The sequence below is a fragment of the Saccharopolyspora mangrovi genome, from assembly GCF_035320975.1.
Taxonomy (GTDB): Bacteria; Actinomycetota; Actinomycetes; order Mycobacteriales; family Pseudonocardiaceae; genus Saccharopolyspora; species Saccharopolyspora mangrovi.
Genome location: NZ_JAWLNX010000014.1, coordinates 176,512 through 186,788, shown reverse-complemented (window position 1 = coordinate 186,788; position 10,277 = coordinate 176,512). Strand labels below are relative to the sequence as shown.

At 68.9% G+C, this 10,277-nt stretch carries 16 protein-coding genes and 2 pseudogenes; 8 read left to right on the top strand and 10 right to left on the bottom strand.

Annotation, left to right across the window (positions count from 1 at the left end):
- Positions 1-592 precede the first annotated feature (592 nt).
- Positions 593-733, top strand: coding sequence for a hypothetical protein (locus R4I43_RS20635; protein ID WP_324267302.1), 141 nt, complete (start codon positions 593-595; stop codon positions 731-733).
- A gap of 99 nt (positions 734-832) precedes the next feature.
- Here the strand turns inward: R4I43_RS20635 and R4I43_RS20630 are convergent, their stop codons facing one another.
- Positions 833-1,351 carry a hypothetical protein gene (locus R4I43_RS20630; protein ID WP_324267301.1) on the bottom strand — a complete coding sequence of 173 codons (519 nt, stop codon included), beginning with the start codon at positions 1,349-1,351 and terminating at the stop codon, positions 833-835.
- 33 nt (positions 1,352-1,384) lie between these two features.
- Positions 1,385-2,116 (bottom strand): DUF2267 domain-containing protein, encoded by a 732-nt coding sequence (locus R4I43_RS20625; RefSeq protein WP_324267300.1) that lies wholly within the window; start codon positions 2,114-2,116, stop codon positions 1,385-1,387.
- 95 nt (positions 2,117-2,211) lie between these two features.
- Here R4I43_RS20625 and R4I43_RS20620 point away from each other — a divergent pair, with 95 nt between their 5' ends.
- On the top strand, positions 2,212-2,301 hold the full coding sequence (locus tag R4I43_RS20620) for an ectoine synthase (protein ID WP_407691279.1): 90 nt from the start codon (positions 2,212-2,214) through the stop codon (positions 2,299-2,301).
- Between the two features lie 6 nt (positions 2,302-2,307).
- Here R4I43_RS20620 and R4I43_RS20615 read toward each other — a convergent pair whose 3' ends face one another.
- From R4I43_RS20615 to R4I43_RS20605, 3 genes are all read right to left on the bottom strand, one after another.
- The gene (locus R4I43_RS20615; RefSeq protein ID WP_324267299.1) at positions 2,308-2,790 is read right to left on the bottom strand and encodes a DUF4383 domain-containing protein; all 483 of its coding nucleotides are present in this window, start codon (positions 2,788-2,790) and stop codon (positions 2,308-2,310) included.
- 273 nt (positions 2,791-3,063) lie between these two features.
- Positions 3,064-3,957, bottom strand: coding sequence for an oxygenase MpaB family protein (locus R4I43_RS20610; RefSeq protein WP_324267298.1), 894 nt, complete (start codon positions 3,955-3,957; stop codon positions 3,064-3,066).
- A 148-nt stretch (positions 3,958-4,105) separates the two neighbouring features.
- Positions 4,106-4,312, bottom strand: coding sequence for a hypothetical protein (locus tag R4I43_RS20605; RefSeq protein ID WP_324267297.1), 207 nt, complete (start codon positions 4,310-4,312; stop codon positions 4,106-4,108).
- On the opposite strand from R4I43_RS20605, the gene R4I43_RS20600 reads away from it, so the two are divergent.
- Genes R4I43_RS20600 through R4I43_RS20590 form a run of 3 tightly spaced genes read left to right on the top strand, consistent with a single transcriptional unit; the run spans position 4,311 to position 5,098 of the window.
- Positions 4,311-4,544: a DeoR family transcriptional regulator gene (locus R4I43_RS20600; protein WP_324267296.1), complete on the top strand. Its 234-nt coding sequence runs from the start codon at positions 4,311-4,313 to the stop codon at positions 4,542-4,544. The genes R4I43_RS20605 and R4I43_RS20600 overlap by 2 nt on opposite strands.
- A gap of 60 nt (positions 4,545-4,604) precedes the next feature.
- A complete protein-coding gene (locus R4I43_RS20595) occupies positions 4,605-4,922 on the top strand; it encodes a sugar phosphate isomerase family (protein WP_324267295.1) in 318 nt (105 codons plus the stop codon).
- Positions 4,919-5,098, top strand: a complete 180-nt coding sequence (locus R4I43_RS20590) for a DeoR/GlpR family DNA-binding transcription regulator (RefSeq protein WP_324267294.1) — start codon at positions 4,919-4,921, stop codon at positions 5,096-5,098. The genes R4I43_RS20595 and R4I43_RS20590 overlap by 4 nt, the downstream gene beginning before the upstream one ends.
- Before the next feature lie 40 nt (positions 5,099-5,138).
- On the opposite strand, the gene R4I43_RS20585 is transcribed toward R4I43_RS20590, so the two are convergent.
- From R4I43_RS20585 to R4I43_RS20565, 5 genes and pseudogenes are all read right to left on the bottom strand, one after another.
- Complete coding sequence (locus R4I43_RS20585) at positions 5,139-5,408, bottom strand: hypothetical protein (protein ID WP_324267293.1); 270 nt, start codon at positions 5,406-5,408, stop codon at positions 5,139-5,141.
- Between the two features lie 237 nt (positions 5,409-5,645).
- On the bottom strand, positions 5,646-6,176 hold the full coding sequence (locus R4I43_RS20580; protein WP_324267292.1) for a hypothetical protein: 531 nt from the start codon (positions 6,174-6,176) through the stop codon (positions 5,646-5,648).
- A 245-nt stretch (positions 6,177-6,421) separates the two neighbouring features.
- Entirely contained in the window at positions 6,422-6,592 is a 171-nt protein-coding gene (locus R4I43_RS20575) for a hypothetical protein (RefSeq protein WP_324267305.1), read from the bottom strand.
- Positions 6,589-6,993: pseudogene (locus R4I43_RS20570) on the bottom strand (2-keto-4-pentenoate hydratase); the annotation flags it as partial. The gene R4I43_RS20575 and the pseudogene R4I43_RS20570, both read right to left, overlap by 4 nt.
- A gap of 103 nt (positions 6,994-7,096) precedes the next feature.
- Positions 7,097-7,489: pseudogene (locus R4I43_RS20565) on the bottom strand (NB-ARC domain-containing protein); the annotation flags it as partial.
- A 421-nt stretch (positions 7,490-7,910) separates the two neighbouring features.
- Here R4I43_RS20565 and R4I43_RS20560 point away from each other — a divergent pair.
- The 3 genes from R4I43_RS20560 to R4I43_RS20550 all read left to right on the top strand — a co-directional run bounded on the left by R4I43_RS20560 (position 7,911) and on the right by R4I43_RS20550 (position 10,196).
- Complete coding sequence (locus tag R4I43_RS20560; RefSeq protein WP_324267291.1) at positions 7,911-8,087, top strand: hypothetical protein; 177 nt, start codon at positions 7,911-7,913, stop codon at positions 8,085-8,087.
- Between the two features lie 649 nt (positions 8,088-8,736).
- On the top strand, positions 8,737-9,396 hold the full coding sequence (locus R4I43_RS20555; RefSeq protein WP_324267290.1) for a DUF1326 domain-containing protein: 660 nt from the start codon (positions 8,737-8,739) through the stop codon (positions 9,394-9,396).
- Positions 9,393-10,196 carry a DUF2182 domain-containing protein gene (locus tag R4I43_RS20550; protein WP_324267289.1) on the top strand — a complete coding sequence of 268 codons (804 nt, stop codon included), beginning with the start codon at positions 9,393-9,395 and terminating at the stop codon, positions 10,194-10,196. Before R4I43_RS20555 ends, R4I43_RS20550 begins: the two co-directional genes overlap by 4 nt.
- Positions 10,197-10,277 lie beyond the last annotated feature (81 nt).

Here is a 10,277-nt window from a genome sequence, read left to right as displayed (position 1 = left end):
CGACCCCCACGGCGATCCGGCGATGCTGGCCGAGGCCAAGGACCTCGTCCGCGGGTACCTGTCCAAGAGGATCACCGGAGAAGAACGGGTGAAGTCGACCGTGGTCGGGCAGACGATCAGGGCGAACCACCCGAACGACCTGCCTGCTCCCCGGTAGGTTCGTGCATCGTCCGAGGCTGGCGCGCGTAGACATGGCGCCACCGTAGGCAACGGCACGGGTCTGACGATCTGGTCTGTGGCCGGGCAGATCACCCAGTTCCTCGACCGCCACACCCCCTCCGGCGCGACGTCCCCGACATCACCACCCGCCTCACCCAGCAACGCTCCACCCGGCCGACGGGCTCGATCGAAGCGGGCATCGCCCGCTTCGATCAGCTCAAGCATGACAACGACACGCTGCGCCGCGACAACCACGAACTGAGCAAACACCTCTACTTGGCCATCTCCAACATCCATCGACGCACCCTGGCGTGCACGGCTCAGTCGAGCCATCGCCGAGGCGTCCGACCGGCGGCTCCCGTCGAGCCTGAAGCTCGTCGCAGATCTCCGCCGGGCCTACCTGCACGCCGCCGAGGTCGGCCTCTACGGGGAGATGGTCGGGCAGCGCGCGCAGGCGATCAAGGACGCCGAACTCGTCGCCACCGCCTCGGCGCCGCGAGTCGAGGTCGCACGCCAGCGGCAACGGCTGGACTCGATGCTCAAGGTGCTCGCTCCGCAAGCGCTGGCGCGGTGAGTTCTAGCTAGGTTCACGCACGCTGCCGCGGCGAATGGGGGTGAACCAGGTCGCCGGCGGCGGACACCTCGGTGGAGCGGATGTGGAACTGGCGGAGATTCACCGCGCGGTGTCGGTGCTGTCCGTGCCGGCGCGTGGGTCCGCGCCGCTGAGCACCTCCGTTGCGTGGTGCATCCGCAGTCCCTCCAGCACTTCGAGTTGGTCCTGAGCGCGTTCGTGCAGCCGCTCGATCGCCGCAGAATCGAGCCTGCTGTCGTGTTGCGCCACGACCAGAAGAGAACGCCACCCACTGGCCTTGCCCTCGACGCCGAGCCGCAACGACTCCAACTCGATCAGCTTCGTCAGGGGCGAGACGGTCAACACCGAGCCGTTGGGCTTCAGCCGGGTCAGGCGCTCGCCGATCCAGGCGGCCCACGCCTTGGACAAGGAAACGTCCACATCGAGGGATGCCATGATCTTCCGCAGCGAACGGCGGTCCTCGTCGATCTCTGCCGTGAGGTCCCGCAGGATTCGAGCCTCTTCCTCGTTCGTGGCCCCGCGCGTGCGTCGCCGAGCCAGCTCGACGCCCGCGACCGCACCCGCGTAGTGGTCGTTGAGGTAGATGTCCAAGGACCGCACGAGCGTCCCCTCTCAGCAGAAGTTGCGTTCGGCTCAACCACCGGAACCGACGGCTCGGATCGCCTCATCGATACGCGCGGCCAGCCGCATGTCGAGTTCCGTGACGCTTCCCAGGGAACGCGTGCGCACCTCGAACTGCACGAGATCGGCACCCGGGTGCGTCACGTTCACGTGGTGCGACAACTCTTCTTCGGCTGCGCGCACTCTCGCGAGCAACGGCCGCTGCCGGTCCGGCGGCAAGGAAATCTCGCGAGCGATCCCAGCTGTGGAGCCGCGCCAGTTCTCCAACTGGCCCAAGGCCCGTTCGAGCTCGTCCGCATCGAGCGGGCGTGGCTTGTTCTCGGCAGCCGCGGCGTTCAAGTCCGGTGGTGGTCCTTGGCCGGGCGCGGTGAACAGCGGTGCGAACTCCTGCGGCAAGCGGTGGCGCAGCGAATCGCCCAAGGCCGGATCGGCGGTGACGATCTCGGAGAGGACCGCTTCCAGCAGGTATCGGGCCCTCTCGGGTGGGCAGGACGCTCGGCGCGACATCTCCTGCACGAGATCGGGCGCTGCGCTGCCCTCGGGGGTGGAGCTCTCACCGACGACGGCGTTGCGGAGCGTGGGCGGCAGCACCGAGGCCACTTGTTCTCGGTCCAGGCCGTCGAGGTGCTGCGCCAGGGCCTCGAGCGCATGGGTGCTCGCCTCGCGAGCCTCCTGCGTCGTCGGAACGCTGGCGCGTCGCATCACACCGTCGGTGAACTCCTGGTACTGGGCCGACACGATCATCCACAACCCAACTGGCCACATCGGATAGGCGTTTCACGCATTCAGGTTCCCGACGGGGAGACCCATCAAACGGCTAGGCCGGGCCGCACACCGCGATGCGCGCGGTCTGTGTCGTCAACCCCCCGCTCACGGGCAGGGAGGTTCACGACGACGACGGCACGTACCCGATGATCACCGATGTCTGACCGGAGCTACCGCGGCGTGTCTTCTTCACCGCTCCTGGCCTCGCGAGCCTTGGGGCGATGCATGGTGGTGATCAGTCGCCGCCGGCCCGCCGACCCCGGCACCACGTAAGCTCCGCAGAGGACGATGAAGCCCAGCAACGCGAGCGCGGCGTGCAGGAAGTTCTCCGGTGGGTCGAGGGCGAAGATCGTGCTCGACTCGTCCGCCGTGCTCTGGGCGGTGCCGTAGAGGAAGAGAACCAGGAACACGACCAGTTCGGCTGCGGCGAACCACCGGATCGTGCGCAACGACCACGTCGAGACCACGGCGAGCACACCGGTGACGAGCAGGAGAAGGGCATGCGCCGGGTTGAGTTCGAACACCACGAGCGGCTGGTCCTCCGGTGGCACCGTCAGCGCGATCAGTCCCGCAGCCCCGAGCACCATGAGCAGCACGCCCTCCACGGCGTGGACGAGCCTCCACCCGAGCGGACCAGCGACGCGTTCTGCCACAACCTGCGCTCCTCGTAGTCTTCGGCCAAGGCATACCCGAGCGCGAGGGCGGCAAACGAAGGCGGGGCGCAGCCGGGCTCGCCATGTCGCCCGAAGCTCGATCATCCGAGTGCCTCGGCGCTGAGGTCGTCCCGGAACTGGCGGTACACCGCCTCGCGGTCGGTGGCACGCGGTGCCAGGAACACCGCAACGCCGATGCGACTCGATCTGCACGCCGTTCACCGAGGAGACCTCGCGGTAGCGCGATCGTGGACAGCACCGCCGCGAGCCTGCTCAGCTCCGGTCCGGGCCGTCGGCCTGCGCAGGGGCCGTCATCGCCCAGCGGATCGCGCCCACGATGCCGTGCCCGCCGAGGCGGACCGCCGTCGCCTCGGCGACCGGCAGGTAGGGCAGGCGCAGCGGCCACCGCGCCCACACGGGCAGTTCTGCCACCGCCGCGGAGGCCAGGAAGGCGTAGGGGACCCGGGCGACCACCGGCACCGGCGGATCGAGCAGCAGGAAACGAGCGGCCGCCCGAGCTTCGGGCGTGCCCTGCAGTTCCGATCGGTAGGCCGCGAGCCGTGCGCCCAGCTCGGCGCGGTCGCGCGGTGGGTCGACGACGCCGAGCGCGGTGCCGATGCGCGCCATGTCGTCGATGTAGGCGTCGCAGGCGTCGTCGTCCAGCGGCACCGCTCCGTACTGCTGGTGGCATCGCAGGAAGCTGTCCACCTCGGCGACGTGGACCCAGCCCAGCAGGTGCGGGTCGCTGGCGCGGTAGGTCCGCCCATCGCGGATCGAGCCGCGCACCTTCTGGTGCACGCGGCGCACGGTGGCCACCGCGTCCTGCGCGTCGGAGGCGGTGCCGAAGGTCGTCACCGCGAGGAAGGTGCTCGTGCGCTGCAGGCGCCCCCACGGATCGCCCCGGTACCCGGAGTGCGCGGCCACGGCCGCCATGGCCAGCGGGTGCAGCGACTGCAGCAGCAGCGCCCGCAGCCCGCCGACGAACATGGCGGCATCGGCGTGCACCCGGCGGATCGGCCGGTCCTCGGAGAACCAGCGCGGGCCCGGCAGGCCGTGGATGCGGGCCCGCTTGGCCGGACCGTCGGAGCCGGCGACGCGTTCGAACAGCGCGGCTCCCCAACGCTGCCGCAGCAACGTCAGCGGACCCAGCACCTTCTCCGACGTCACGGAACCAGCATGGGCCTCCCCCGGCCTGGAGGCCAGAGGCGCGAGCGGATCGGCGACCCAGCAGGCCGGTCACCGCCCGCCGGAGCAGCGGGCTCAGGAGAACCGCAGGTGTGGTCGTCGATGACGGTGGCCGCGCGTGGTGAGGACGTCAACGCTGGTAGAGCCCGACGATGGTTCCTCGTGCGACTTCGCTGCCGGCCAACGCGCGGTTCAGCTCGTCCAGTCCGGAGTCGGGACCGAGGTTCAGCGGCCGGTTGCGGCGAAGACGTGGAAGACTGGTGGCAGCGATGTGGATCAGACCGGGAGATGAGGATTCCGTGTGATGCTCACACCATCGGCGAACATGGGTGAGCATGGCGCGGAGCATCGATCCGCTGAGCCGCAACGCCCGGCAGCGGCAGGACGCGATCCGCGAACGACTCGCCGCGACGGGCGTCGTGCGGGTCCACGAGCTCGCCGACTCGTTCGGAGTCAGCGCGATGACGATCCACCGCGACCTCGACGCGCTGCAGTTCCCAGGGGTGGCTGCGCAAGACCCGCGGGGGGTGCGACGCAGGTGGTGTCCTCGGTGTTCCACGGAGGCGTGAGCGAGCGGATGGCCGCGATGGCACCCACCAAGCGCGCTCGCGACAGCAGCGCTGGACCTCATGCCGCCGGGCCACACGATCATGCCCGACGAGAGCACCACGTGCCTGCACCTCGCCGAGCGTCTCGCCGAGCGCGCGCCGCTCACCGTGATCAGCCATTTCCAGCCGGTGATCGCGATGCACACGGCAGCCCCGGGCATCAACGTCATCTCGCTCGGCGGCGAGTACTTCCCCGCCTACGACGCGTTCCTCGGTCTCTGCACCGCCGAAGGCGTCGCCAAGGTCCGCGCCGACACCCTGTTCATGTCCACCACCGCCGTCTCCCATGGCCGCTGCTACCACCACTCGCAGGAGACCTCCAGGTCAAGCGCGCGATGATGCAGGCGGCGTCGCGGCGAGTCCTGCTGATCGACCACACCGAGTTCTCGCAGCACGGGCTCTACGCCCTGGCGCCGCTCACCGAGTTCGACCTCGCCCTCACCGAGGACGTGCTGCCCGCAGCCGAGCAACGCCGCCTGCGCGACGACGGCGTCACGCTGAAAACCGTGTCGTGACGCCGAAAACGGGACCGCCCGGCCGTCCGCAGAACCCGCGTCACAGGCGCGTGGGGGAGCTCGACGTGGTGTCCTGCGCTGAGCGAAGCGCGGCGAAGTAGGCGTTCTCGCGGGCTTCTGCGTCGCTCTTGCCCAGCGCGAGGTTGAGCCCGAGCCAGAAGACCGCGTTCCTGGACGCCTCCCGCAGAACCGGATCGTCGACGCTGCTGGGTTCGGGCGCGGGGAAGGACCCGCGGGCGTAGGCGGTGATCATGATCCAGCCGGTCCGCCTCCGCTGCTGCGCTGCTCGATCCCGTGGTGTGGTGGTCATGAAGCACCCTTCATCGCTGGAGTTCCGGCCCGGCATCACCACGACGGTCGCCGTGCTGTGCTGTCAGTGAACAGCGCTGGCAAGCACGGCGTCATAGGCCGGAAGTCCCGTCCAGGGCAGTGGGTTTCGGCCAGTGCCAACGGCAAACGATTGCGCGGGGCGATCGCTAGCGCTGCGTGATCAGGCGAACGCGGACGGTGATGAGCGCGGGATGCTCGGGCCGGGCGCGATCGTCGATCAGCGGAGCAGATCCGGCCGGACTCTGGCGATCTCCCGGGTCAACTGCCGGACCGCGTCATTCGGCAGTCGCAGCTGCACTTGCTGAGCGGCAGTGGGCAGCTGTTGCAGCAGCGCCTTGTGCCGGTTACGAAGCGACGGTCGCGTGAACACCAAGGCCGGCAGCGTCGCCTTCGAGTTCGGGTCGCCCTTGACCGGCTGACGTGGTTCTTGGCCGCGCACGGCACACAACTCCTCCCACGCGATCAGATGGGAGTTGCGACCGGCTCGCCACCACAGTCCGCGCTCGTCGACGGCGAAGCGATGCGTGCGCGGGCCGCTCCCGACCATCACCAGCAGGCCGCCCAGCGCGAGCGCGGTGAAGAGCACCGAGGCGAAGATCGTCGATTTGTCAGATCGCGGCGTTGCCGACGTCAGCTGCGGCCCCTCGCCCACCAGGTCCTGTCCCGTGCTCGCGCCGGTGAACCGCAAATGCGGCGTTACGCCCGTGCCTTGCTCAACGAAGCCCGCCGCCGCGAGCTCACCCAGCACTCGATGACTGTGGGCCGCCGCAACGTGACCCCTTCCAGCTACCGCACCTTCCTTCAACGTCAACTCTCATCGGCACGAGCCGAGTAGCAACCACCGGCACCGACAGCGTCACAGGCGGGCTGCCCCTGGGGTCTGCAGGGGATGGGAACTGGTGTTGATGCGGGGAGGTCGTGGGTGTGGGTTCATCGATCTGAGGCGGAGCCGATCAGGACGGACCGGCTGCCGCAAAGACGCCTTCGGCGTCGCTACGCGATGTGCTGCGCACACCCCTGCACCAGCCACTCCTTCCTGATCACGCGGTGATCCAACCCCTCCCACTCAGCCTCGATCGAACCGAGCGCAGTCGCGGTGCTCTCAGCGTCGAGAAGGGCGCCGACCACGCTTGCCACGGACCATTGGCGCTCGGTAGTGCTCATGCGACCTGCTCCTCCTTCGCACCCAGGACGGCGGTGGCGGTTCCCAGCCCAGCGATCGTGCTGACCACCGTGTCTCCACAGGCGCCATCGGGATCGCCTTGGTCATCGAACCGGGCAACACGACGTGACCGGGTTCCACGCCACGCCGCGCGGTCCGACCGTGTTCGCCAGCCAGACCAGCGAGTTCAACGGAGAACCGAGAACCGCTCCCCAGCGCCGGTCTCGACCATCTCGCCGTTGCGGTGCAGCGCGCACCCGACCAGACGAAGGTCCACATCGGCCAGCGCCACGGGGCGGCTGCCCAGGATGACGCCCCGGACGAGGCGTTGTCCGCGATCGTGTCCACGATCGAGATGTTCCAGTCGCTGATCCTGGAAGTCCACGATCTCCAACGCCGGCAGCCTCCGTGGTCAGGGCATCGAGCCGACCGTGCTCCTCGTCGAGTTCGTCGTTGAGGTCCGCCAGGGTCAGGAAGTCGCTCGCCACCGCGCGTCCGGCGGCGACGCGTAAGGCCAGGGGCAGGTATCCACAGCGGCGGGCCAAGCCGCGAGCCGCGTCCTGCTCGGCGTCAGCCCGGTCGGCGCCGATGACCTGCCGCAGCAGCTCCACGGCCTCGTCCGGCAGGAGCATGCGCAACCCGAGTCGCGATGCGCCCTGGCTCGCGACCAGCCCGGATAGCATGCCGCGGCTGGTGACCACCACCCGGCATCCGTCCGAACCCGGCAGGAGCGGCCTGACCTGCTCGGTGGAACGCGCGTTGTCCAGCATGATGAGCGCCTGGCGGCCCTCCAGCAGCGACCGGAACAGCCCAGCCTGTGCCTCCAACTCGGTCGGGATCCGGTCAGGGGGAGTGCCCAGCGCGCGCAGGAATCCGTCGAGGACCTGCCCGGCGCTCATCGGGTCGAGTTCGGTGAGTTCGGCGACCCTGTTGACGAAATGCTGTGCGCTCGGCGGCAGTTGGCGTGCGACCGGCAACGTGGCGTGCTCGTGTCGGTAGACGTGCACGTCGCCGTGGATGTTCCTGGCCTGCACGACAGTGTCGGCTGATCCGGCGAACACGTTGCTCGTGTCCCCATCCGGGCTCGCAGCTTCGTTCATACCTCGCCCACTCCGTTCATCGGCTGCTGCCATCCTGCCGTGCATGCGACGCTCTCGGGGCGTGATTGGCCGAGTGCTTTCGGTGTTTGCGCGGTGGCCTTCCTGCTGGGCGCGACTCAAGAGCCGCGGGCCGAGTTGTGGCGCAGGACGCTGGCCCACTGGGGCGCTACGACGCCGAGCCCGATCAGCCCGGTGCGCTGCTTACAAAGGATCACGGATCATGCTACTGACCTGCGAAAAGTGGTGGTGCGCGAAATGCTGGGATGGAACCAGTGACCTCGACCGTGTCAAAACCCCGGTCCTCGCGGGCTCCTTGCTCGCCGCCCTGTTCGGATCGAACGTCCTGGGCACCCGCAACAAGGTGTACCAGCGCCTGGAGAACACCAAGGCCGCCTGAGGGCTATGGCGCCCCGTCGGCTTCCGGTCACGTCGTCACCCGTAACCCGGTCTACCTAGAACACGACGCCGGAACGCTCCGCCTGTGGGCCGCACCGGGCCGCGGAAGACGACTGACCCGTCCGCCCTTCCCAACGCCTGACGGGTGAACCGGGAAACGACATGTCACAGTAGACAAGTTGAGTCACCCGGCCAGAACACGACCCCATGACACGCGGCACTGGCCTCGGGGGCGCGCCGATACGCCAGCGCCAAGCTGCCCGAGACCACCAGCGTCTCTACCATCCCACGTCGTGCCGTCGATTCCGGTGAGGCGGCCTTCTCTGCGCGGGCTGTGCGTTCCACCTCCCTACGATGAGCTCACGACGCACTCGTTGCTGACACCGACATTGTCCTTGCCGACATCACCACTTGCGCACACACGTTCCTAGACCGTTGCACACACCAGCGAGGCGGGGCGTTCTCGTCGCCAGCCGCGGTTCGACCTGCACGCGCCCGTGCCGTCGGCGGCCCCCTCCGACTGCTCGCCACGCCGTCCTCCGGGGCGCCGCAGGAAGCGGATGCATAGGGTCTTTCGACCGTGTTTCCTGCCGCGAAGCGCGCCGACACTCGACTGTGAGGTCTGCGTCCGCGATGGTGTGGAGGTCGACATGACCATTCGAAGCACTCCGCAGTGGCACCTCGCCGGGGGCTGGTTCGACGCGTGCAAGTGCGCGATTCCGTGCCCGTGTTCCTTCGCGCAGCCGCCGACCTACGGCGACTGCAACGGCGTCCTGCTGTGGCACATCCGCGAGGGCAACTACGGAGACACCGCCCTGGACGGGCTCAACGTCGCGATGCTCGCCTCGTTCGTCGGCAACGTGTGGAGCGGTGAGCACAGCGACGCCCGTGCCGCCCTCTTCATAGACGAGCGAGCGGACGAATCGCAGCGCGCGGCACTGCAGAAGATCTTCGGCGGAGAGGCAGGAGGCTGGCCGAAGCAGTTCGGCGAGCTCTTCGGACCCGAGATCGTCGGCATGGAGTACAGCCAGATCGAAGCCTCCATCGCCGATGATCTGGCCACCTGGAGCGTCCGCATTCCCGGCAAGGCAGAGGCGACCGTCGAAGCGCTGACCGGCCCCGCCAGTCCCGAAGGCGCACGCGTGCAGGTGCACAACCTGCCGGGCTCCGAAGTCGGGCCAGGGCACGGAGCCGCCGTCTGGGGCAAGGCCACCGCCGACCGGGCCGACGCGTTCGGCTTCAGTTGGGACCGCTCGGGCTACTCCAGCAAGTACATCCCCTTCGACTGGACCGGACCGGACGCGGCATGACCCGCACGGTGCAGGCCCGCGGCATCCCTTCGCTGCGATCCTGGTCCGGGGTGGAGGTGGCGCTAGCTGCGGTTCTGCTGGCGCTGGCCGGAATTTCCTGGCTGCTGAGCGCAGTCCTCGGCATGCCCGAGATGCGGATGGGCCTGCTCACCGGCACGGGGCAAGCTGAGATGTCGGGCGGGCCGGCGCCCTTCGCCCTGTTCCTCGCTGTCTGGGTCGTGATGATGGCCGCGATGATGTTGCCGGCGATCACGCCATTCACGATCGGGGTGTCCAGGCTGGTGCGAGCGCGGCGGAAACGCGGAGTCCTGCCGTCCCTGACCCTCGGGTACCTGCTCGTCTGGACCGCCGCGGGCGTTGCCGCGTGGGCGATCCTGCGCGGGTTCGACGCGATCGACCACAGCGGGACGTCGGTGCGGGTCGGGGCGGTCGTCCTCCTGGTGGCGGGAGCGTACGAATTCAGCCCGTTGAAGCGCTGGTGCTTGGTCCGCTGCCGATCGCCGCTGGCACTCGTGGTCAAGCACGGCGACACGGTGGTCCGCGGCAGGCTGGGGCTGGGAGCGCTGCGGGTCGGCGTGCACCACGGCGGATACTGCCTCGGCTGCTGCTGGGCGCTGATGGTGGTCCTGCTCGCCGTCGGTGCGATGAACCTGCTGTGGATGGCCGTTCTCGCCGCGGTGATCGCGATGGAGAAGGTCCTCCCCCGCGCGGAGATCGTCAGCTCCGCGCTCGGTGCCGTGTTGATCGGTGCGGGCGTGGTCCTGCTGATAGCGCCCGGGTTGCTGGCGCCGATGGCCTGACCCGTCCGTGCGCTTAGGCGGAACGTGCGATGTTGTCGTCCGCTTCCGCGCTCCTACGAAGCCAGATCAACGATCTGCTCG